The organism is Sporosarcina sp. 179-K 3D1 HS, from assembly GCF_047228905.1.
In the GTDB taxonomy this organism is placed as follows: Bacteria; Bacillota; Bacilli; order Bacillales_A; family Planococcaceae; genus Sporosarcina.
The window spans coordinates 66,947-88,787 of the sequence record NZ_JBFEGI010000011.1; the positions used below are offsets into that span (position 1 = coordinate 66,947).

Below are 21,841 nucleotides of genomic sequence, written 5' to 3' on the forward strand. Positions count from 1 at the left end.
AAGGTAAACCAATCGGAGAGATGTCCATGGGTTCATTACTAAAACTGGCTTGGTCAATTTTATCGCATAAATCGTTTTTATGGATTTTGCTGTATGTCAACATATTCGGAACGGTATACGGTTACTATTGGTATATGTGGCAGCTTGAATTGACAGAACCGGTCTTCTGGATTTTTGTGCCCGATAGCCCAACAGCGAGTCTGTTTTTTTGCTTGGCAATTGTCGGCTGGCTTATCGGACGGAATTTCAAATTAATCGAAGCGCTGGCCCTCATCACATTGGTGAAATACGGCTTATGGGCAGTCGTCATGAATTTGCTGACATTGTATGAAACAGGTTCTATCGGGCGGGTTGGCTGGATGTTGGTCCTCTCGCATTTTGCGATGGCAGTCCAAGCCGTGTTATACAGTCCGCTGTACCGTTTCCGTTTGATCCACATTGTGGTGGCAGGAGTTTGGACACTGCATAATGACATCATTGACTATGTGTTCGGCCAAATGCCGATTTATCACGATTTGATGAAGCATATGGAGCAAATCGGCTATTTCACATTCTGGCTTTCGATTGCGTGCATCTGGCTCGCCTATCAAGTTTGGAAAAAAAGACCTCGCGCGGCATCATAGCAAATAGTTGCGGTTCGGGCAGGGGCATACTAAAATAAAGAATAGAGAGAAAGGGAGGGAACTGACAATGTTTTGGATTTACTTCGCAGCGATTATCATCTTGCCGCTATATGCTCAATTCAAAGTGAAAAGCACATACAAAAAATATGCGAAAATTCCTTCGACATCCGGCAAGACGGGTGCCGAAGTGGCTCGTCTAATTTTGGATCAGAACGGATTGCATAATGTCAAAGTGGTAGAAAGCCAAGGGTTATTAAGCGACCATTACAATCCACTAACGAAAACTGTCGCCTTGTCGACGGCTAACTTTCATGAAGCTTCGGTTGCGGGAACAGCGGTCGCTGCGCATGAGGTCGGACACGCCATCCAAGATAAGGAAGCCTATTCATTCTTACGCTTGCGCCATCGCATGGTGCCTGCCGTCAACTTGACTTCCAACGCTTCTTGGATTTTCATAATGATCGGTCTCATCTTCTCCAATTTGAATTCGATGTTGCTGATCGGGATTGTCCTATTGGCTGTCGGGGTCGTGTTCCAGCTTGTCACACTTCCAGTGGAATTCAATGCCTCCAGCCGCGCGATGAATCAAATCGTAGAACTTGGCGTTATCCGCAATGAGGAAGAGGCACATGCGAAAAAAGTGTTGAGCGCCGCCGCGATGACATATGTGGCAGCCGCTGCTGTCGCCGTTCTGGAATTGTTGCGTCTCATTTTGATTTTTACAAACAGAGAATAAAGGAAAGGGCTGTCCGGGAAGGGCAGCTTTTTCTGTCTCGAAAAATCTAATTCTTCTCGCCGCGTTCATATTTCAGAAATTTGCTCATAAGCCTGCAATAAGCTCATAACTTCGGCTATGCGCTCATAAATCAGGCAAAACGCTTATAAGTTCGAGGAAGCGCTCATAACTCCAATTACGCGATCATAACTCGATAGAATCGCCTATAATTCTGCGTAAGTGCTCATAATTTTCATTGTGCGCCCATAACTCGACAGAAGCGCTCATAATCGGGGGATGGCCTTCTTGCTGTAATGCCCTGATTGCAAGAAAAAAGGTTGTCCGGGTACACGGACAACCTGCTTCCATTACCGATCAATCGGCCGTTTCTGATCATCGAGAGTGAATCCTTCGCCCATGACATCGTACACATCGGTCAAGGTGACGAACGCATGCGGGTCGACTGAGGTGATAATGTTTTTCAGCCGCATAATTTCATTGCGGCCGACCACGCAGTAGAGGATTTCCCGATCGCCTTTCGTAAAATGGCCGTAACCGCGAAAAACGGTAACACCCCGTTCCATGTCCAAAGTGATTTTCTTAGCAATTTCATCTTGGTGCTCCGAGATGATGAAGGCTCCTCTGGCAGCATAAGCCCCTTCTTGGACGAAGTCGATGACACGTGCACCGACATACAGGGCAACGAGCGTATACATCATCGAGCGGTGATCTAAATAGACGGCCCATGATACCAAAATGACGAGTGCATCGAACATGAACATCGTCTTTCCCATGCTCCAGCCCATATATTTATTCATAAGCCGCGCAATAATATCGACCCCGCCTGTCGTCCCGCCGTTCCGGAAAATGATGCCGAGCCCGATTCCGATAAAGACGCCGGCGAAGAGGGCAACGAGGAACATATCGTCTTGCAAATGGACATCGATTTGATACTTCATGAACACTTTTATGAAAATGGATACGGCGACGGTCCCGATAATCGTATAAATGAACATCCGCTTGCCGAGCAATTTCCAGCCGAGAAAGAACATTGGGATGTTCAACACCAAGTTCATAATGGCCGGGTCCCAATCAAAAGCGAAAAGCAAAATGAGCGTAATTCCTGTGAAGCCGCCTTCCGCAAGCGCATGTTGGATGTTGAAATGGACAAGGCCAAAACTGAAAATGGCTGCGCCGAGAATGATGAAGAGTATATTTTTGATTTTAATTTGTTCGAGCAATCGTGGCACTCCTTCCCATTTGGTACAATAAGGCCATTATCAATGATATTTTTTATTTTGACAATACTGGCGTTAATGAATACGATGAATAAGGGAGTTGGCGTTCATGGAACAAGCAAAAACGTTGGAAAACTGGCAACAGGAAGTCGATCAATACATAAATGGTTTTAAAGAAGGGTACTTCCCCCCGATGGAGTTGCTGGCTCGGTTGACTGAAGAGCTTGGGGAGTTATCACGGGAAGTGCAACATGTATATGGAATGAAAAAGAAAAAGCCGGAAGAGGCGATCCGTTCTATGGAGGAAGAGGTGGGCGATCTGTTTTTCGTACTCGTCTGTTTTGCCAATTCCCAAGGCATCAGCCTGGAAAGTGCATTGAGTACCGTCCTGCACAAATTCAAAGTGCGGGATGCGGATCGCTGGACTAAAAAGGAGGAACTGGAATGACGATTAAAGTAGCAATTGCAGGAGCACGAGGCCGAATGGGTGCGACTGCAATCCAAGCGATCACTGAAGCGCCCGACATGGAAGTAGTCGCGGCACTTGATTATAAATTTGAAGGGCAGTACATAAAGGATGGCGAGGTCGTCCCGGACGGAGGCGGGATACCGATTTATACATCACTTGCCCATCTGGCCGATTTCGACAAGCCGGATGTCTTGCTCGATGTGACCGATCCCGATGCGGTCTTCCAAAATGCGACAGAGGCGATCATGCAAGGTATCCGCCCCGTCATCGGTACGTCCGGCTTAACCGCCGAAGAGATCGATTCGTTGACCGATATGGCCCACAAAGCCCAGATAGGCGGTATCATTGCACCGAATTTTTCCATCGGCGCTGTTTTGATGATGAAATTTTCCGTTATGGCAGCCCGCTATTTAGGGGATGTTGAAATCCTTGAAATGCACCATGACCGCAAGCTGGACGCTCCATCAGGAACAGCTGTCAAAACTGCGGATATGATCAAAGAAGTGCGGACGCCGCATATCCAAGGGCATCCGGAAGAACAGGAGCACCAACCGGGCGCGCGGGGTGCCGATGTGGATGGCATGAAAATCCATAGTATCCGCCTACCGGGTCTCCTGGCTCATCAGCAAGTGCTACTTGGCGGCGAAGGCGAACTGCTTAGCATCCGTCATGATTCATTCGACCGCAAGTCTTTCATGCCGGGCATTATCATGGCAATCCGACACGTCATGGAAGGGGAAGACTTCATCTATGGACTGGAGAACATTATCGATTAAGAAACGGTTTCGGAAGGGTGGTCGCGATTGAATAAGCTGAAAGTGGGCGTCATCTGCTATCCTTCGTTAGGCGGTTCGGGCGTCGTGGCGACGGAGCTCGGACAAAAAATGACGGAACGGGGCCATGAAATGCACTTCATTTCCTCAGGCCGTCCGTTCCGTCTTACTGAAGAAAATCCACGGATCATTTTTCATGAAGTGAAAATCGATGACTATGCCGTATTCCAGTATCCACCCTATGATATTGCGCTTGCCAACGAGATTGCCCAAGTGATCGAGGAGGAAAAGTTGGATCTGCTCCATGTCCATTATGCGGTGCCTCATGCGATTTCCGCATCGCTTGGGAAAGACATGGCCCAGTCTGATATCGGCATTATCACCACATTGCACGGAACGGACGTCACGATCCTTGGCCATGACCCGGGATTGCGCAATACGGTTCGCTATGGCATCAACAAGTCGGATCGGACAACCGCTGTTTCTGAATTTCTTGCGCAGGAAACGATGGAATTGATTCGTCCCGACCGACCCATTATGAGAATTCATAATTTTATTGATGAAAATCGCTACCGTCCAGTAGAACCTGGACTCCTCAAAGAAGAACTCGGAATCCGGCAGGAAGAAAGAGTGATGATTCATATCTCCAATTTCCGTAAGGTGAAACGGATTCCCGATATCATTATGAGTTTCCAAAAAGTGGTCGAGAAAATGCCCGACGTCAAGTTGCTGCTTGTCGGAGAAGGACCGGAAAAGCCGGACATGGAGCAACTCGTCCTGGACTTACACCTCGAGAGCCACGTCATCTTTACCGGTAAACGGAATGATTTGCCTGAACTGTTAGCGATTAGCGACGTCATGTTTCAAATGTCCGAAAAGGAAGCGTTCGGCCTTGTGCTGCTGGAAGCCCTCGCGTGCGGTGTCCCGTCCATCGCAACGGATATCGGAGGCATTCCGGAAGTGATTGAGGATGGTGTCAACGGTTTTCTCGTGCCGCTCGGAGACTGTGAGGAAGCGGCCGCTAAAGCGGTCACGCTGCTTCAAGATGATGCTTTGTTGGATACTTTCAAAAGACATGCCTTGGCGATTGCCAATGAAAAGTTCGATACGGAAACGATCGTTTCCCAATATGAATCACTCTATTATGAAGTGGTGGGAAGAACATGATCCAACATTTCGGGACTGCTGCGGGGCGTAAAGTCATCTCCGCATTAGAGAGAGAAGGGTACGAAGCGGTTTTTGTAGGGGGCTCCGTAAGGGATCATCTCCTTGGAAAACCGGCAAAGGACTTTGATATCGCAACATCCGCGGAGCCAACAGAGGTAAAAGCGATTTTTCCATCCACGGTGGATGTCGGCATCGCCCATGGCACTGTCCTCGTGTTGATAGATGGGGAAGCGATCGAAGTGACGACGTACCGGACGGAAGGAACATATTCGGACCATCGGCACCCGGATGAGGTTCGATTTGTCCGATCATTGCAGGAAGACTTGGCCCGTCGTGATTTCACAATCAATGCCCTAGCGGTGACGCTGGAAGGTGAATTGATCGATCTATTCGGCGGCAAAAACGATTTGGAACAAGGTATGATTCGGGCAATCGGGGAAGCGGCAGAGCGATTTAATGAAGACGCTCTCCGGATGATCCGGGCGATCCGCTTTGCTGCCGTGTTGGATTTTACAATCGATGAAAAGACTTGCCACGCGATCAGAGAGCAGAAGGCGCTTCTGCGGCATGTCGCCGTCGAACGCATCAAGGCCGAAATGGACAAACTATTTACTGGTGTCAATCCCGGTAAAGCATTTGACTATGCCGTGCACACCCAACTTCGCGAAGATTTACCGCTGTTCCCGCAGGACAGCACGACGCTCGGCAAGACAGCTCCGTATGAAACAGCGTTGGAAGGCTGGGCCAGCTTGATGGCGGTCGGTAATTTCGGACCTTCCGAGATGGTGCGAGCTTATAAATTGTCCAATCGGGAAAAACAGTTCCTCCACGCCGTCGATGACATGATGGAAAAGCGGAAAGTCCGTCCGTATACTGTAGAAGACTTTTACACATATCCGATGGATGTCCTCATCGTATGTGAGAAACTGGTACGCAAGCTAATGCCTGGGGCTGAGCCGGTATCTTTCGAAGAGATGGAAAGAAGGAAATGCGACTTGCCGATCCGCTCAAAAGCGGAGTTGACCGTAAGAGGCAGCGATTTGATCAGCTGGGCAGGTGTCAGGGGAGGCCAATGGACCGGCGAATGGCTCCAAAAAATTGAATCGGCCGTTCTCCATGGGAAATGCATCAATGACCCGGACGATATAAAGGGATGGTTTTTGAATGAGTTCAATCGTGAAGAATGAATTATTGAAAAGGTTGTTTGAAGCAGGAGGCGAACCGGTTTCGGGTCAAGAAATCGCGGAACAATTCGGCCTCTCACGAACAGCAATTTGGAAATATGTCAAAGAACTGGAACAGGACGGTTACGAAATCGGAACAATCCGCAAAAAAGGGTATTACTTAATCCAAGCACCCGACTTGGTCAATGAAGCCAATGTCCAAAACCACCTGGCGACGAAAACATATGGAAGGAACATCCTCTATTATGAAACATGCCCATCCACTCAACTCATTGCGCATGATGAAGCTCAAAACGGAGCAGCGGATGGCACGGTTGTCATATCGGAAGAGCAAACTTCCGGAAAAGGGAGGCTGTCCCGGCCATGGAGCTCGGTGTCAGGTAAAGGCATTTGGATGAGCGTCATCGCACGTCCGCAGCTCACTCCGCAACAAGCACCCCAAATGACGTTGGTGGCGGCAGTCGCCGTGACGCGAGCCATCGAAGAGCTCACGGGGATCGAACCGTCGATCAAATGGCCGAATGATATTTTGGTCGATGGAAGAAAAGTGACCGGCATATTAACCGAACTTCAAGCGGATCCCGATCGTGTGAAGGCGATTATTCTAGGGATTGGCATGAACGTCAATCAGGAGGAAGCCGATTTCCCGGAAGAATTGCGGGACATTGCAAGCTCTTTGAAGTTAGCTACGGGAAAAGAAGTGGACCGGGCGAAATTGATTGCAAAAATATTGGGTTACCTTGAATTATACGTCGACATGTACGTCAAACATGGTTTTGCGCCGATCAAGCTCGTGTGGGAAGGCTACTCGAACACGATGGGTAAGCGGATCCGCGCTGTCATGCTCCACGAGACGATCGAAGGGACGGCGATCGGCATTTCTGATGAAGGCGTGCTCGAAGTCCGTCTCGATGACGGTTCGATTCGAGGCATCTTTTCCGCGGACATCGAAATTCCAAAATGAATCATATACAAAATAGTCCCAATTTGGTATAGTAATGTCGAAGGGCGGTATCAATCGGAACTGCACCTACCCAGAACATCTAGAAAACTGCATAAATCAACAAGATCTGCCTTGATCTTTCAACAGACAGGGACGGAGGAAACCATCAGAATGATGCCTACACAACCCTTCTGTCCATTTTCGGCGGAAGGGTTTTTTGATTGAATTCTGGTTTTCTCCCCGAGAGGAGAGGAAAGTGTGAAGAAGAGTACACAGGATTTTATTAAGATGAAGCAAGCGGGCGAGAAGATCGTCATGCTGACTGCCTATGATTATCCGTCGGCAAAATTGGCGGAAGAAGCGGGCGTCGATGTCTTGCTGGTCGGTGATTCGCTCGGGATGGTCATCCTTGGATACGATTCGACGACGGCGGTGACGGTGGATGATATGATCCATCATGGCAAAGCGGTCAGAAGAGGAGCAGCCAACACGTTTACGGTTGTTGATATGCCATTTGGTTCATACCATGGTTCTGATGATCGGGCTTTGACGGAAGCGATCCGCATCTTCCAAGAAACCGGAGCGGATGCGCTAAAAGTAGAGGGCGCGGGCGATGTGATCGAGAAAATTCGCCTCATGACCTCGACCGGCATTCCGGTTGCTGCCCATCTCGGTCTACTGCCGCAATCGGCTGCCGTGCTCGGTGGGTATAAAGTGCAAGGGAAAACAGCGGATGCCGCGAAACAACTGATCGATGATGCGATCGCCTGCGAGCAAGCCGGCGCCTGCATGATCGTGCTCGAGTGCATACCGTACCAATTGGCCGAACAAGTGACGGCGGCAGTTTCCATCCCGATTATCGGCATTGGCGCCGGAGCCGGGACGGATGGCCAAGTGCTTGTATACCATGATACATTGAAATATGGCAGTCACCGGATTCCAAAGTTCGTTCAATCGTACGCGGATCTCAGCCCGATCATCCTGGACGGGATAGGCCAATATGTCGCCGCGGTCAAAGAGGGTTCATTCCCTGCTGAACAGCATCGCTTTACGATGAAGGAAGAAGAACTGGCTGTCTTGTATGGGGGTTGAACCAATGGAGATCATTCATTCAATTGAGAAATTACAACAGATATTGAACCGCAACGAACGGGGGAACCGGACAGTCGGACTTGTCCCAACGATGGGCTTCTTGCACGAAGGCCATTTGGCGTTGGCGGAGCAAGCAAAAGAGCAAAATGATACGGTTGTCATGAGCATTTTCGTCAACCCAGCTCAATTCGGTCCAGGGGAGGACTTCGAATCGTATCCTCGGGACACCGAACGGGATGCCAAGCTTGCGGAAAGCGCGGGAGTCGATTACCTGTTCATCCCGTCAGTAGAAGAGATGTATCCGACGGACGGGGGCATCCGGATTCTGCCCGGACCGCAAGCGACCGCACTTTGTGGAGCGTCCCGCCCAGGCCACTTCGACGGCGTCTTGAAAGTCGTCTTGAAGCTATTCAATATCGTCGATCCAGACCGTTCCTATTTTGGAATGAAAGACGCACAGCAATTGGCGATCATCGAGACGTTTGTCCGGGATTTCAACTTGCGCACGACAATCGTCCGGGTGCCGACGGTCCGGGAAGAAGACGGACTTGCAAAAAGTTCACGCAACGTCAACTTATCCGAGATGGAACGCAATGAAGCGCCCGCCATTCGGCAAGCGCTGGAGCTCGGAGCGAAACTTTTTGCGGAAGGAATTTCAGCGAAAGAGATTGAAACGAGAGTGGCGGCGTATATTACGGAGAACAGTTCGGGGACAATCGACTATGTATCCATGCTGACCTATCCTGAATTGACCAAGTATGAGCCGTCTTCGAAGGAAGCCATATTAGCCTGTGCTGTGAAGTTTGAGAAAACTCGATTAATTGATAATATAATCTTATAAATAAAGGGTGGGTACTTATGTTCAGAATGATGATGAACAGCAAATTGCACCGTGCGACCGTGACACAAGCGGATTTGAATTATGTGGGGAGCATTACGATCGATCAGGATTTGCTCGATGCGGCAGGTATGTTGCCAAATGAAAAAGTCCATGTCGTCAACAATAACAACGGAGCCCGTTTCGAAACGTATATCATTGCAGGGGAGCGCGGCAGCGGCGTCATTTGCGTCAACGGTGCAGCGGCGCGTCTCGTACAGCGTGGCGACATCGTCATTATTTTGTCGTATGTCTATATGACCGATGAAGAAGCGCGCACCCATGAGCCGACTGTGCTGATCATGGACGAAAACAACGGTATTCAGGAAATCATCAAAGAAAAAGAAGCCATGACCGTCTAACAATTATATGAGAGTCATCTGGAAACGAAGAAGTTTAACATCCGGATGGCTCTTGTTTTTGCTTCTTTTTGGGCGCCTGTCACCCGGCGGCGTCATCCGGCAGACCGGTGGTTTTCACGGTGGTTCTATGTGTTTCTATGTCTAACGCCGCCCAGAGTATGATACAATTTGCTGTAGTATGAATAACAGGAAGTTGATGATGGAATGGATAAAAGAACTTATGCGGTAGTGGATTTGGAAACGACGGGTCATTCTTCGACCAACGGAGATCGGATCATCCAGATTGCCATCGTGTTCATTCAAAATGGCCGGATTGGAGATGCGTATGTTCGATTCGTCAATCCCGGGAAGGAAATCCCCGCGTTTATCCGACAGTTGACGTCGATTTCGGATGAGGATGTCCTTGAGGCGCCCTCCTTTGAAGAAATCGCGGAGGAAGTGGCGGATCTGCTCGAAGGATCGGTTTTTGTTGCGCATAATACGGATTTCGACCTCGCCTTTTTGCAAAATGAATTTCAACGCTGTGGCATCAGACCATGGTCGGGGCAAAAGATTGACACCGTGGAATTGGCGAAGATCATGTTCCCGTCCTCTCCGAGTTACCGATTGCAGGATATTACAGAGGAGCTCGGCATTCCGCTCGTTTCTGCGCATCGTGCCGATGATGATGCTGCTGCAACGGCACAGCTTTTCATGGCCTGTCTTGCTAAATTGGATGATTTACCAAGAGAAACGTTGGAGTTGCTGCATCGGAGATCCTTCTTGCTGAAATCCGACCTGTCGACCGTTTTCTATGAAGCCTTAAAAGCTGCACGCACGAGAGCGGATGACGATCGCGCCATTTCGTCTTATCGTGGGATTCCTTATCGAATTGCCAAAGCTCCTGCTGAGAAGGTCACAGAGTTGCCTAATTATCCTGAGAGCGAGGAGGCGAAAATCGCTTTATTTTCGAAGCGGTTCAACGGATTCGAGAAACGGGATGCCCAATTCGATTTCATGGATGCTGTCCGGGATGTCTTCGCGGAACATTCGGAAATGGCAGCGGAGGTCCCGACAGGCATCGGCAAGACCATTGCCTATCTTCTGCCAGCTGCCATCCATTCCGTCCAAAGTGGAAAACCGGTTGTTGTCAGTACATACACCAACCATCTCGTCGATAAGATTGTCGGGGAAGAAATGGATAAAGTGCGTCTTTTGCTAGGGGCTGAACTACCGGTAGCTGTACTGAAAGGCAGGGAGCAATATATATCCTTAGGGAAATTCGAGGAATTGCTCCGGATTACGGATGAGTCGTACGATGAAACATTCACGGCCATGCAAATTCTTGTCTGGCTGACTGAAACGGTGACCGGTGATTTGGAAGAGCTGAATGTCTCAGGCGGTGGGCAGCTCTTCCTGAACCGGATTCGCAAACGGTCGGAGCAAATGCCTCCTGACGAGAAAGCGGCAGACTATCATGCAAAGCAGATCACCGCTTGTCAAAGCGCTAATCTAATAATAACGAATCATTCGATGCTGCTTTCAGACTTGAACCGGGAGCAAACCGTATTGCATCCGCTGGCCGGGGTGATTGTCGATGAAGCCCATCAATTCGTTCAAACCGCATCCCGTATGAATGAAACCGTATTTTCCTACACCAATTGGAAATATTGCATGGGGCAGGTCGGGTCGGATGCAGAAGGACAATTGCTCCAACAAATGGAGTCGCTGAACATAGATTGCCGAAGAGAATCCTATCGTCCGATTGAAAAAGCGAAACTGGATGCGGCATTCATTGATTTTTCCGTAGCCTTTGAAAATGCGGTCGATTATTTAACCGGGCACAAGCCTACCACTTCGGAAAAACAATCCGGCAATCGAATCACCTATCCGCTCCCCGATACGGAAGCGGATCCATCCTTCCGGGAGGTCGCCTTCCGCTTATCCGTTTATTTAGATCAAGCCGACCGGTTCGCCCAAGAAGTGGTGGAAAACCGCAACCGATTGACGAAAAAAGGAGCGGCCATTTTAGCGGAGTGGGAGTACTGGGTCCGGGAATTAAAGATTAAGGCCGGCGAATGGATCGAGATTTTCTTGGACGATGAACGGCAAGATTATGCTGTCTGGGTCGAGAAAGACCGCCGAAGTATCCCGGGCAGTTTGATGGTCATGAAAACTCGTCTATACGGCACGGGATTGGTCCGCCAATTTGCTGAACGGATGAAAACGGAGCAGGCCGGCATCATGTGGACATCCGGGACACTCTCAGTGGCTGGTGATGAACGATATGTGACGAGACAACTCGGCATGGCCGATTCGGTGCCTCTATTGAAATTCGATGCGCCGCCTCATTTCTATGAAGGGGCTGAGATCTTCATCGTCGAAGATATGCCGGACATCCAGCAGGTCGCCCAGAGTGATTACATCGAAGCGGTCGCCAATGCGGTCGTGCAGACGGTGCTCGTGACAAACGGCCGGCTTTTTGTCTTATTCACTTCGCAAGATATGTTACGAAAAACGTATGAACTTATCGTCGAAAGTGAGCAATTGGAAGATTTTGTGCTTATTGCGCAAGGGGTCAGCTCTGGCAGTCGGATGCGGCTGTTGAAATCGTTCCGCCAATATAGCAAAGCGGTCCTGTTTGGAACGAGCAGCTTCTGGGAAGGGGTCGATGTGCCGGGTGAGGCGTTATCCGCCGTCATCGTCGTGCGTCTTCCGTTCTCATCGCCGGACGATCCTTTATTCAAAGCGAGGGCGGCCAAGTTGACAGAGCAGGGAATCCATCCGTTCAACGGCTATTCCTTGCCGGAGGCGGTCATGCGTTTGCGGCAAGGATTCGGGCGGCTGATCCGTGCCTCGTCTGACAAAGGATTTTTCATTTTGCTGGACCGACGGATTGAGACAAAGTCGTATGGACGCCGGTTTCTCGAGTCGTTGCCCGATGTGCCGATCCGGAAAGTGACGCTAGAAAACATGGTGACCGAGCTTGAAAATTGTTATAATGACTAAGGATTCAAATGAAAATGAGGCAGGGAAATAAATGAGGCAATTGAAGATTCCAGACCGGATAGGACGTGTGGTTTCATGCTGAATTGGATCAAGTTCATCACCACTTTCCTTTTGGCATTAACGGTTGTCATCGCGATTATTGTGCTGTACAACGCAAACAAGCCGTTTACCCAAGCGGAACAGGCTGCCATTGAATCGGTCATGGGAACGGGCCAGTTGAAAGACGTTCAGCGGGCGGATACGTACCAAGGAAGCGCGGCGTGGGTGACTGTCCGGGGAGTGGACGGCGAAGGGGTGGAAAAAGCCGTATTTGTCGGTCCACAAGCGGAAGAGGCCTATAAGGAAGTCAAACTTGCCGAAGGGATTTCCGCCGATACCGCCATCGAGACGGTGAAAAAGGAACTGGACGTCAAAAAAGTGCTCCATACGGCACTCGGCATGGAAGAAATCGGTCCCGTCTGGGAAGTTGCGTTTACAAGCGCGGACGGCAAACTAAATTATGTCTATGTCCAATTTGAAAATGGACAATGGTGGAAAAGAATTCTGAATTTATAAGTAGGGAGCGAATTAAAAATGACAAAATCATTGGCATCCAGAGTTAGCACGCTTTCACCTTCTACGACTCTTGCTATCACGGCGAAAGCAAAAGAAATGAAAGAGTCGGGAATCGACGTCATCGGGCTCGGTGCAGGTGAACCGGATTATAATACGCCGGATCACATTATCGAAGCAGCCTATCGATCGATGAAAGAAGGAAAAACGAAATATACGCCATCCGGTGGGCTCCCAGCACTGAAGGATGCCATTATCGCAAAACTGAAAAGAGACCAGGGCCTCGACTATGCGCGCAATGAAATCATGATCGGCATTGGCGCAAAACATGTCCTGTATACATTGTTTCAAGTCATCCTGAATCCGGATGATGAAGTGATCATTCCGACACCGTACTGGGTCAGCTATCCGGAACAAGTGAAGCTTGCTGGCGGACAACCGGTCTATGTGGAAGGGACGGCTGAATCACAATTTAAGGTGACGGCTGATCAAATCCGCAAAGCTATTACCTCAAAAACGAAAGCGGTCATCATTAATTCACCAGGTAATCCGACAGGGATGATCTATACACAGGCAGAATTGGAAGAGATCGCAAAAGTGTGCCAAGAGAAGGATCTGTGGATCGTATCCGACGAGATTTACGAAAAATTGGTGTACGGAGATGCGGAACATGTCTCCATCGCAGAGCTTTCAGAGGATGCGAAGAACCGGACATTGATCATTAACGGTGTTTCCAAATCGCACTCCATGACAGGCTGGCGAATCGGCTACATCGCAGGTGACGCGGCAGTTGTCAGCGCGATGACAGACCTCGCAAGCCACTCGACGTCCAATCCGACGACGACATCACAATACGCGACGTTGGAAGCGTATAACGGTCCGCAAGAGGCAGTCGAAACGATGCGCCAAGCATTCGAGTCCCGATTGAATCAAATCCTACCGAAGCTGTCTGCCATTCCGGGCTTCAAAGTGATCAAACCGCAAGGCGCTTTCTACTTGCTTCCGGAAGTAACCGAAGCAGTGGAGAAAACAGGATTTGCCAATGTCGATGACTTTGCAAAGGCTTTGCTGGAGAAAGCAAACGTCGCGGTCATTCCGGGATCCGGTTTCGGTTCTCCGACAACGATTCGTTTGTCCTATGCGACATCGATCGATCTATTGGAAGAAGCGGTCCGCCGCATTCATGCGTTTGTAGAAGAAAACTGGAAAGCTTGATCGATAGGGTTCATTACAGGTGCTGGGGACTGCGAATTGTCGCGGGCCCTTGCTGCTTGTACATAGATAATAGAGAGGAGTTCGGACATGCAGCACGAAGAACGGCTCCGGATTTGGATTGAGCAGGGGAATGTACAAGTTTCTCAGCTTTTTTTTCACCACTATAAAAATTTGGGAATGAAAGACTTGGACGCCATGCTGGTTCTACAGATGACGTCTTTTCAAGCGGAAGGAAATCAGTTCCCAACCCCCGCCGATTTTGCAGATCGGATGGAGCTGACAGAAAACGAGGTGTCTCGCATTTTGCAGCGTCTCATGCAGAACGGCTTCCTTCAAATTGTCCAAAGCAAAGATTTGGATGGAGTCCTCATCGAAACTTTCACGCTTCAGCCACTCTGGAATCGCCTGGTCGATCATGTTTTATTGACAGCATGCGATACAGAGGTAGAGCAGAAGAAAGAGGAAGAGGGAGAAATTTTCACGCTGTTCGAGCAGGAATTCGGGCGTCTGTTATCCCCGATGGAATGCGAATCGATTACGATGTGGCTCGATGAAGACGGCCATTCCGTCGAAATCATCCGCGCAGCGCTGAAGGAAGCCGTGCTCGCTCAAAAATTAAGTTTGCGGTATATCGACCGGATTTTATTCGAATGGAAAAAGAAGAATGTCAAAACATTGGCGGATGTTGAACGGCAGACGAAATCGTTCCGGACCGTCAGCGGGACACGCCCACCGCAATTCCAACAGAAAATCCAGGTCAAACGGGTGCCTTTTTATAATTGGTTGGAAGAACGGGAGTAGATCTAGATGTTGACGAAAAAACAATGGGAATATTGCCTGGAGCAATTCGGGGAAATGTTCCCGGATGCGCATTGCGAACTTGTACATGCGAATCCGTTTGAGTTGCTCATCGCGACGCTTTTATCCGCCCAATGCACGGATGTATTGGTGAATCGGGTGACGGCGGATTTATTCAAAAAATACAAGACGCCCGAAGATTATTTGGCGGTAGAGGTGGCGGAGCTCGAAAACGACATCCGCTCCATCGGCCTCTATCGCAATAAAGCGAAGAACATCCGGGCACTCAGCCAATTGCTGATCGACGAATATGGTGGCATCGTGCCACCGAACCGGGATATCCTCATGACCTTCCCGGGAGTAGGGCGGAAGACGGCAAATGTTGTCGTCTCAAACGCATTTGGCATTCCCGCCATGGCAGTCGACACCCACGTCGAACGGGTGGCGAAACGGCTTGGCATGAACCGTTGGAAAGACTCTCCACTGGCCGTTGAAGAAAAGATCATGCGCTGGACGCCGAGAGAACAATGGACCGACACGCATCACCGGATTATTTTCTTTGGACGTTATCACTGTAAGGCGCAAAATCCCAACTGTCCGGAATGCCCGCTGTTGCCGCTGTGCAGGGAAGGGAAGAAGAGGATGAAAGAACGTGCTGACTGACGGGAAACGGTTTAATAAGGAAATTTTCGCCCCGTATTTTGCAGAGTGGGAAGCAAAGCGGGGGACGATTGAAGCGTTGTATGGAGAGAAGGATGAGCGGGCCGTGGACAAGATGCGGGAAGCCATAGCGATGTATGAAGGAATGTTAGCATTGGGCGGCGTGGAGATCGATGCACGGAGCGGACGTGAAGTCTACCGTTTATCTCCTTTGAACGGCACCGAACGGCTGGAGTTCGTGAAAGCGAAACTGGCTAGCCATTATGCGTTTGTGCAGCTGGATGCGTTGTTTGGGGAAATGAAGAAGAAGGTAGCTCGGTTGGCGTTGCAGGATAAAAGGAAATGAATTGCAGGCGGCGGAAAGCGACAGGTTTTCAGCCGCCTGCTTTTTGTTGAACTTCTTATTTCAAGAAATTCTCCATCAAGGGAGAATTTTTTTGTTTACGATGGGAGAGGAGAGGACAATTAGAGTAGTGGAGTCCCCATACGTTCCCATAGCATTAATTTGATCCTCCAAGGTTTGCAAAGATTCAGTCACCAATTTCACTAAAAAGTTATATTGCCCGCTAATTCGATGGAGTTCCACGACATCGGGAGAGCTTTGGCAAAAAGAAACAAAACGCTCACAGCCTTTCGTATGGAATAGTAGAAAGGCAGAGATTTGTTTATTAATCTTCTGAGGGGAGACAATTGCCCGGTAATGATCGATGATGCCTTTGTCTTCCATTCTCCGCACTCTTTCGGTAACCGCAGGCTGGGAAAGAGCCACCGCTTTGCCCAACTCCGTCATGGAGATTCGGGCATGGTCTTGTAATACCATCAGTATTTCTTTGTCCAATTCATCCATTTCAAGCACTCCTTTCTTTTTAATGCAGTTCGGTAAAATAAACAGGAAATAATAAGTAGATTAAGCTTAATAACTTTATCGCCTTATGTAAAGGTTACTGGATTTTTTGTACCATTATTCTAAAGAAGCCTTTCATGAAGGAGTGGAAGAAATGGAACAGAACCAGTTGTTAAATCGCGTCACGATAGGGGATTGGAATCTCCGAAACCGGATCGTCATGGCACCGATGACACGTAGTTTTGCTGATAACGAAACTGGGGTGGTGGGACCGGATGTAGTGGAATACTATCGTAGACGGGCAGCAGATGGCATTGGGCTCATTATTACAGAAGGGATTAATCCAAGTCCGAGAGCAAAGGGCACTTTTGGCGTTCCTGGATTGTATACGCAAAATCAAATCGCGGGGTGGAAAACCGTAACACACGCTGTCCATCAAGAAGGAGGAACGATTGTGGCACAACTTTGGCATGTCGGCAGGCTGACCCACCAGGAGCTAACAGGCGGATCCCCACCCCAGGCACCTTCTTCTTTAAGAGCCAAAGGATTGGTTCACCGCTTGCGCAAACCGTATGAAATGCCGGAAGAAATGTCAGCGGCCGCCATTCAAACCGTCATAGAAGAGCACGTACAAGCAGCACGAAATGCGATGGTTGCCGGATTTGACGGAGTTGAAATCCACGGAGCCCATGGATATTTGATTGACCAATTCAATAGCGAAGCTACCAATTTGCGTCAGGATCGGTACGGAGGAAATTTGAAGCAGCGGCTTACTTTTATGAAAGAGCTCATCGCAGCGGTGGTTCAAGAAATCGGAGCAGAAAAAACAATTGTGCGCTTTTCGGAAATAAAGGACGACATGCCGAATTATAGATGGGAAGACCCGGAAGAAACCATCAAAACATTTGTTCAAACCTTCCGGGAAATCGGATTACAGATCCTTCATCCATCGACCAATCATTTTACGGAAATTCTTACAAATGGAATGACTCTGCATGAATTGGTACGAAAACATTGGAAAGGGATCATTATTGGAGTAGGAAACTTAGAGGTGGAACTGGCTGCTCATTCAATTGGAAAAGGGACGATTGACTTAGCTGCATTCGGACGTCCGCTACTGGCAAACCCCGATTTTGTTCAAAAGGTGACACATGGAATGGCTTTGGAACCTTATGATGCACAGCGACATCTTAGTATTCTAGTGTAAACTTAAGAAATAGCGTTTAAAAGGAGGCAGAATGATGTCACATCACACAAGATCCAGAAGAATAATTTTAGATTTAGCTGTGTCGTTAGATGGTTTTATTGAGGGAAAAAATGGGGAAGTGGATTGGTGTATTATGGATTCCGAGATGGAGTTTATTGATTTCCTCCATCAAATTGATACGATTTTATACGGAAGAAAAAGCTATGAGTTATGGGGAGAGTATATGCCTGAAAATGAAGCCGAGGTCACTCATGCTGAAAAAGAGATGTGGGAAGTCCTTCATCGAAAAGAGAAATATGTATTTTCCAGAACCCAAAAGGGGAATGGAAGTAATGCAGTATTCATAAATGAGGACATTCAGGAAGAAGTAAACAAATTAAAGAACAAGCCGGGCAAAGATATCTGGCTATATGGCGGGGCGAGTCTTATTACGACGTTTCTCAATTTAGGGCTTGTCGATGAATATAGATTATCGGTTCATCCGGTTGTATTGGGAGAGGGCAAACCATTGTTTGTGGATCTCAAACAAAGGATGAACTTGACTTTGGTTCAAACCAGAACGTTTTCTTCCGGCGTTGTTCAGCTTTGCTATCAAACGCTAAGAAGCTGAGTTTCTATGATGTACATTCATTTTACAATTGAATAGATAAAAACCGGGCTGGCAGTCGATTGTTAACTGCCAGCCCGGTTCATTTTCAATTATGGAGTGGGTTCGGCTTCCGTTCCGCCCTCAGGAATTGGATTCTCGATACCTGGGTTGTTCGGATCGGTAGGGGTATTGGGATTGCCACCTTGGCCTCCGTTGCCCTGATTACCAGGGTTCCCTTGGTTGCCAGGATTCCCCTGATTCCCTTGATTCGATCCATTGTCGTTCGGATTGCCATTTCCATTGTTCCATCCGTTATCCGGATTTTCCTCATCGTCCGGAGTTTCTTCCGGTTGTTCTTCTTGCGGTTGCTCATCTGTGTATTCCTCGATTTGCAGGCTTGTCGTAGCCGGAGCACTCTTCAGCTCGCCTACTTTCGCAATGACGGTAAAGGAATAGGTGCGTCCCAGTTCCGCGGAATTGAATGTGACGGACATATTCGATGTCGTCGTCATCAATTGCGGTTCGCCGCCATCGACACCGACATACACTTCAAATTCAACCGGTCCTTCGATCACCGCCGGATCTGGAGGATTATGGCCCCATTGAAGCGTGAGCGTGTTCGAATTGGCATCAAAGTTGGCATTTAATCCGTTCGGCGCTTCCAGCTCTACAGTTTCCTCTACCGGCGCTTGCTGTTCCGGTAGGGTGCCTCGGACAAACAATTCCGTTCGCTGTAAATTGGATGGTGTCGAAGAGCTGGCCAAGACGAGCGGGTTCGAACCATATACGATATTCGCTTCCTCTACAGACCCCGGACGTTTGAATGAAGCGGTGTTTTTCCCGGCGGAAATTTCACCCATGACTGTCCGGAACAGATTTTGCGGAACTAGTCGTCCCGGGTTGTACGTGGTAATCGGGGTCGTATAGTCTTTGTACCCGCCCCAGACAGCGATCGTATAATCGGTCGTGTATCCCGCAAACCAGGAGTCCGGTACAGCGCCACTTGGTATGCCGTGTTTCTGAATGGTTTCTGCCGAATAGTTGGTCGTTCCGGTTTTCCCGGCATCGTCCAGCCCGCTGACATTTGCATTTTTCCCGGTTCCGTCCGTCATGACATCACGTAAAATATCGGTCACCATGTAGGCTGTGGAGTCTTTCATGACAACTTGCGGTTTTGGCGTCAGATCGTGTTTCGATTTGCCGTCCCGGAAAATGACTTCCTTCACCGCATGAGGCTTCGTATAGACCCCGCCGTTGCCGAACGCGGCGTAAGCTCCGGCCATCTGGGTAGTCGAAAACTGGACTTCGCCGCCTCCGAGGGCATTGGAAGAGTTCAATTTATCGACCGGTAGCCCTAGGCTTTTCGCGAAATCGGCCGCTTTTGACGGTCCGACTTCTTCAAAAATTTTCACCGCTGGTACGTTCCGGGAACGGTACAGCGCTTCTCGTATCGTGATGGCGCCTTGGTAGCGTCCGTCCACGTTCCGGATAGGCTGATTTGTGCCGCGGTAGTTATATGGGTCATCATTGGTGATTTGTCCAGTCGACCAGCTAAAGTATTCGATAGCCGGGCCATAGGACAAAATCGGTTTAATGGCCGATCCGGGTTGACGTTTCTGGTCGGTCGCAAAGTTCAAATCCCGTCCGGAATAGTCACGTCCCCCGCCGATTGCCACAATGGTACCCGTTTTCGTATCGACAACCGTCATGCCAGCTTCCATTTCTTCAGATTCGTACCAGTTCGGATTATTGATTGCTTTTTCAACTGCATCTTGTGCAGCCGGGTCTAAGCCTGTCTGAATTTTAACACCTTCAGATAAAACATCTACCATCCCCGCTGCTTCCAATTCATCCAGCACGACATCGACATACGCCGGATATTTTGTATCTGACGATGGAAGCTTCTCCTCCGGCAAAATCAGCGAAGCGACGGGGACCGCTTTTGCTGCGTCTGCTTGATCCTGCGTAATTTTTTTGTGCTGCACCATCAAGCCCAGCACGATATCGCGTCGCTTTTCGGCGCGCTCCGGATTTTTATACGGATTATAGCCGTTCGGAGATTGAGGCATCCCCGCCAGCATAGCGATTTCCGGTAATTCTAGTTCATTGAGCTCCTTGCCGAAGAAATAATCGGCTCCCGTTCCGAAGCCGTGTACCCGTCCCGACATGAGCATTTTATTGAAATACATCTCGAAAATTTCTTGTTTGCTATACTTGCGCTCCAGCTGGAAGGCGAGCCAAGCTTCCTGCGCTTTCCGTTTCAGTGTCTTCTCATTGGTCAGGAAGGAGTTTTTGATTACCTGTTGGGTAAGTGTACTAGCCCCTTGGGAACCAAATCCGCTCCGGAAATTGGCCAAGACCGCGCCGCCGAGTCGCCAAAAATCCATCCCATGGTGGGAATAAAACCGGACGTCCTCCGTCGCAAGAATCGCATCTTCCATCAGTTTCGGGATTTCGTCATACGGTACATACTCCCGCCGTTCCGCTCCGAATTTCATGAACACATTGCCATCTTTGTCCAAAAACTCAGAGGTTAATGGATCTTTTAGTAGCGCTTCATCCAATTTTGGCGCCGAGCTCGCATAATAGGCGAACAAGCCAACACCGCCAAGGAATAGCGCCATTCCAATGGCAAGGACTGCAATAACTATCTTTTTAAATAAGCCTTGTTGCTTCAAGCCTTTTTTCGGCTTTTTCCCTTTTTTCTTCGCCCGTTCCGCCTCCATTTGTTTGCGGCGGGCGGCACGTGAATTTATTTGATCACTCATAGGTTTTCCTGCCTTTCGATTGGTTCACCGACTTGGGGGAATAATGGTATGATGCCCGGCAAGTAGTCTAGCACGGGATGAAAACGAGGCGTGATCTCGCTAGCGGCCTCTTCAAATTCTGCCAGTGTGATCGATTTCCGACCGCCGGCTAGCATACGCTCCCATTTTTCTTCGAGACTATCATACGGGAGGATGAAATAGCGGTCAAGCGTCGTAAATTTCACGACGAGAAACGCGATTCCGCCCTGTACTGTCACTTGCTTCATATGGTCTACTTGGTGAACATGGATATTTTGAAGCGGAAAGGACGTTGCACTTTTCGTCTCCTTCGCTTCAAAGTCGATGTAATGCCCGCGCCATACGCCGTTGAAATCGGTCGTCGACGGGGTCCGGAAATATGCTTCCGTGATAACGGCGGCACTCCGGGCGGGGTAGTGGACATTGACGACTTGGATCGGGATCGGCTTTTTATGGATGACCGCGATGCCTTGACTCAGGTAGTAGGCATTCGAGTCATTCAACTCATCCTCCAATGATTTACCCCGGTTGCTATAGGAGATATCCGCCTTCTTCCGGCTGCCCGTCTGCTCGGCCGGTCGCACATACTTCTTCCCATTCGGGTATCGGATCGTCATTTACCTCACCTCACATCTACTAATCATACCACAAGCATTAGACGGATTTGAGAGGAGAAGGTTGCAAAGGTGCCTGTGCACCACACAGTCATTTTTGTTTAAACTTTTACATTTGTTTGGGCGCCTGGCACCAAATACATAG

The 21,841-nt window shown here is 49.1% G+C and carries 22 protein-coding genes; 18 read left to right on the top strand and 4 right to left on the bottom strand.

The window, feature by feature from the left end:
• The first annotated feature begins 26 nt into the window (after positions 1–26).
• Both AB1K83_RS14025 and AB1K83_RS14030 read left to right on the top strand, forming a co-directional pair.
• Positions 27–623 carry a DUF1405 domain-containing protein gene (locus AB1K83_RS14025; protein ID WP_413058828.1) on the top strand — a complete coding sequence of 199 codons (597 nt, stop codon included), beginning with the start codon at positions 27–29 and terminating at the stop codon, positions 621–623.
• Between the two features lie 67 nt (positions 624–690).
• Complete coding sequence (locus AB1K83_RS14030) at positions 691–1,359, top strand: zinc metallopeptidase (RefSeq protein ID WP_413058829.1); 669 nt, start codon at positions 691–693, stop codon at positions 1,357–1,359.
• Positions 1,360–1,706: 347 nt separating this feature from the next.
• On the opposite strand, the gene AB1K83_RS14035 is transcribed toward AB1K83_RS14030, so the two are convergent.
• The gene (locus AB1K83_RS14035; RefSeq protein WP_413058830.1) at positions 1,707–2,579 is read right to left on the bottom strand and encodes a YitT family protein; all 873 of its coding nucleotides are present in this window, start codon (positions 2,577–2,579) and stop codon (positions 1,707–1,709) included.
• A gap of 106 nt (positions 2,580–2,685) precedes the next feature.
• On the opposite strand from AB1K83_RS14035, the gene AB1K83_RS14040 reads away from it, so the two are divergent.
• From AB1K83_RS14040 to AB1K83_RS14105, 14 genes are all read left to right on the top strand, one after another.
• Entirely contained in the window at positions 2,686–3,024 is a 339-nt protein-coding gene (locus tag AB1K83_RS14040) for a nucleotide pyrophosphohydrolase (RefSeq protein WP_413058831.1), read from the top strand.
• On the top strand, positions 3,021–3,821 hold the full coding sequence (gene dapB, locus AB1K83_RS14045; RefSeq protein WP_413058832.1) for a 4-hydroxy-tetrahydrodipicolinate reductase: 801 nt from the start codon (positions 3,021–3,023) through the stop codon (positions 3,819–3,821). The genes AB1K83_RS14040 and dapB overlap by 4 nt, the downstream gene beginning before the upstream one ends.
• A 27-nt stretch (positions 3,822–3,848) precedes the next feature.
• Positions 3,849–4,985, top strand: coding sequence for an N-acetyl-alpha-D-glucosaminyl L-malate synthase BshA (bshA, locus tag AB1K83_RS14050; RefSeq protein ID WP_413058833.1), 1,137 nt, complete (start codon positions 3,849–3,851; stop codon positions 4,983–4,985).
• On the top strand, positions 4,982–6,172 hold the full coding sequence (locus AB1K83_RS14055) for a CCA tRNA nucleotidyltransferase (protein WP_413058834.1): 1,191 nt from the start codon (positions 4,982–4,984) through the stop codon (positions 6,170–6,172). Before bshA ends, AB1K83_RS14055 begins: the two co-directional genes overlap by 4 nt.
• Complete coding sequence (locus AB1K83_RS14060) at positions 6,150–7,133, top strand: biotin--[acetyl-CoA-carboxylase] ligase (protein WP_413058835.1); 984 nt, start codon at positions 6,150–6,152, stop codon at positions 7,131–7,133. The genes AB1K83_RS14055 and AB1K83_RS14060 overlap by 23 nt, the downstream gene beginning before the upstream one ends.
• Before the next feature lie 237 nt (positions 7,134–7,370).
• Positions 7,371–8,204 (top strand): 3-methyl-2-oxobutanoate hydroxymethyltransferase, encoded by an 834-nt coding sequence (gene panB / locus AB1K83_RS14065; protein WP_413058836.1) that lies wholly within the window; start codon positions 7,371–7,373, stop codon positions 8,202–8,204.
• 4 nt (positions 8,205–8,208) lie between these two features.
• Positions 8,209–9,045: a pantoate--beta-alanine ligase gene (gene panC, locus AB1K83_RS14070; RefSeq protein ID WP_413058837.1), complete on the top strand. Its 837-nt coding sequence runs from the start codon at positions 8,209–8,211 to the stop codon at positions 9,043–9,045.
• Between the two features lie 17 nt (positions 9,046–9,062).
• Positions 9,063–9,443 (top strand): aspartate 1-decarboxylase, encoded by a 381-nt coding sequence (panD, locus tag AB1K83_RS14075; protein ID WP_413058838.1) that lies wholly within the window; start codon positions 9,063–9,065, stop codon positions 9,441–9,443.
• Between the two features lie 204 nt (positions 9,444–9,647).
• Entirely contained in the window at positions 9,648–12,431 is a 2,784-nt protein-coding gene (dinG, locus tag AB1K83_RS14080; RefSeq protein WP_413058839.1) for an ATP-dependent DNA helicase DinG, read from the top strand.
• A 75-nt stretch (positions 12,432–12,506) separates the two neighbouring features.
• Complete coding sequence (locus tag AB1K83_RS14085) at positions 12,507–12,986, top strand: hypothetical protein (RefSeq protein WP_413058840.1); 480 nt, start codon at positions 12,507–12,509, stop codon at positions 12,984–12,986.
• Between the two features lie 18 nt (positions 12,987–13,004).
• Positions 13,005–14,198, top strand: a complete 1,194-nt coding sequence (locus AB1K83_RS14090) for a pyridoxal phosphate-dependent aminotransferase (protein ID WP_413058841.1) — start codon at positions 13,005–13,007, stop codon at positions 14,196–14,198.
• 87 nt (positions 14,199–14,285) lie between these two features.
• Positions 14,286–14,999 carry a DnaD domain protein gene (locus tag AB1K83_RS14095; protein WP_413058842.1) on the top strand — a complete coding sequence of 238 codons (714 nt, stop codon included), beginning with the start codon at positions 14,286–14,288 and terminating at the stop codon, positions 14,997–14,999.
• A gap of 6 nt (positions 15,000–15,005) precedes the next feature.
• Positions 15,006–15,659 carry an endonuclease III gene (gene nth / locus AB1K83_RS14100; RefSeq protein WP_413058843.1) on the top strand — a complete coding sequence of 218 codons (654 nt, stop codon included), beginning with the start codon at positions 15,006–15,008 and terminating at the stop codon, positions 15,657–15,659.
• Positions 15,649–16,002 (top strand): YpoC family protein, encoded by a 354-nt coding sequence (locus AB1K83_RS14105; protein WP_413058844.1) that lies wholly within the window; start codon positions 15,649–15,651, stop codon positions 16,000–16,002. The genes nth and AB1K83_RS14105 overlap by 11 nt, the downstream gene beginning before the upstream one ends.
• 75 nt (positions 16,003–16,077) lie before the next feature.
• Here AB1K83_RS14105 and AB1K83_RS14110 read toward each other — a convergent pair whose 3' ends face one another.
• Positions 16,078–16,503: an Lrp/AsnC family transcriptional regulator gene (locus tag AB1K83_RS14110; RefSeq protein WP_413058845.1), complete on the bottom strand. Its 426-nt coding sequence runs from the start codon at positions 16,501–16,503 to the stop codon at positions 16,078–16,080.
• Positions 16,504–16,600: 97 nt separating this feature from the next.
• Here AB1K83_RS14110 and AB1K83_RS14115 point away from each other — a divergent pair, with 97 nt between their 5' ends.
• Complete coding sequence (locus AB1K83_RS14115; protein ID WP_413058885.1) at positions 16,601–17,707, top strand: alkene reductase; 1,107 nt, start codon at positions 16,601–16,603, stop codon at positions 17,705–17,707.
• Between the two features lie 34 nt (positions 17,708–17,741).
• Positions 17,742–18,317, top strand: a complete 576-nt coding sequence (locus tag AB1K83_RS14120) for a dihydrofolate reductase family protein (RefSeq protein WP_413058886.1) — start codon at positions 17,742–17,744, stop codon at positions 18,315–18,317.
• An 89-nt stretch (positions 18,318–18,406) separates the two neighbouring features.
• Here AB1K83_RS14120 and AB1K83_RS14125 read toward each other — a convergent pair whose 3' ends face one another.
• Together AB1K83_RS14125 and recU are read right to left on the bottom strand one after the other, a co-directional pair.
• A complete protein-coding gene (locus AB1K83_RS14125) occupies positions 18,407–21,064 on the bottom strand; it encodes a PBP1A family penicillin-binding protein (protein ID WP_413058846.1) in 2,658 nt (885 codons plus the stop codon).
• Positions 21,061–21,699: a Holliday junction resolvase RecU gene (gene recU, locus AB1K83_RS14130; protein WP_413058847.1), complete on the bottom strand. Its 639-nt coding sequence runs from the start codon at positions 21,697–21,699 to the stop codon at positions 21,061–21,063. The genes AB1K83_RS14125 and recU overlap by 4 nt, the downstream gene beginning before the upstream one ends.
• Positions 21,700–21,841: the final 142 nt, after the last annotated feature.

Bases quoted from the DNA above. Each gene is read 5' to 3' on its own strand.
- AB1K83_RS14025 (WP_413058828.1), top strand. From the start codon at position 27: ATGGGTTCATTACTAAAACTGGCTTGGTCAATTTTATCGCATAAATCG.
- AB1K83_RS14030 (WP_413058829.1), top strand. From the start codon at position 691: ATGTTTTGGATTTACTTCGCAGCGATTATCATCTTGCCGCTATATGCT.
- AB1K83_RS14040 (WP_413058831.1), top strand. From the start codon at position 2,686: ATGGAACAAGCAAAAACGTTGGAAAACTGGCAACAGGAAGTCGATCAA.
- dapB (WP_413058832.1), top strand. From the start codon at position 3,021: ATGACGATTAAAGTAGCAATTGCAGGAGCACGAGGCCGAATGGGTGCG.
- AB1K83_RS14055 (WP_413058834.1), top strand. From the start codon at position 4,982: ATGATCCAACATTTCGGGACTGCTGCGGGGCGTAAAGTCATCTCCGCA.
- AB1K83_RS14060 (WP_413058835.1), top strand. From the start codon at position 6,150: ATGAGTTCAATCGTGAAGAATGAATTATTGAAAAGGTTGTTTGAAGCA.
- panC (WP_413058837.1), top strand. From the start codon at position 8,209: ATGGAGATCATTCATTCAATTGAGAAATTACAACAGATATTGAACCGC.
- panD (WP_413058838.1), top strand. From the start codon at position 9,063: ATGTTCAGAATGATGATGAACAGCAAATTGCACCGTGCGACCGTGACA.
- dinG (WP_413058839.1), top strand. From the start codon at position 9,648: ATGGATAAAAGAACTTATGCGGTAGTGGATTTGGAAACGACGGGTCAT.
- AB1K83_RS14085 (WP_413058840.1), top strand. From the start codon at position 12,507: ATGCTGAATTGGATCAAGTTCATCACCACTTTCCTTTTGGCATTAACG.
- AB1K83_RS14090 (WP_413058841.1), top strand. From the start codon at position 13,005: ATGACAAAATCATTGGCATCCAGAGTTAGCACGCTTTCACCTTCTACG.
- AB1K83_RS14095 (WP_413058842.1), top strand. From the start codon at position 14,286: ATGCAGCACGAAGAACGGCTCCGGATTTGGATTGAGCAGGGGAATGTA.
- nth (WP_413058843.1), top strand. From the start codon at position 15,006: ATGTTGACGAAAAAACAATGGGAATATTGCCTGGAGCAATTCGGGGAA.
- AB1K83_RS14110 (WP_413058845.1), bottom strand. From the start codon at position 16,503: ATGGATGAATTGGACAAAGAAATACTGATGGTATTACAAGACCATGCC.
- AB1K83_RS14120 (WP_413058886.1), top strand. From the start codon at position 17,742: ATGTCACATCACACAAGATCCAGAAGAATAATTTTAGATTTAGCTGTG.
- AB1K83_RS14125 (WP_413058846.1), bottom strand. From the start codon at position 21,064: ATGAGTGATCAAATAAATTCACGTGCCGCCCGCCGCAAACAAATGGAG.
- recU (WP_413058847.1), bottom strand. From the start codon at position 21,699: ATGACGATCCGATACCCGAATGGGAAGAAGTATGTGCGACCGGCCGAG.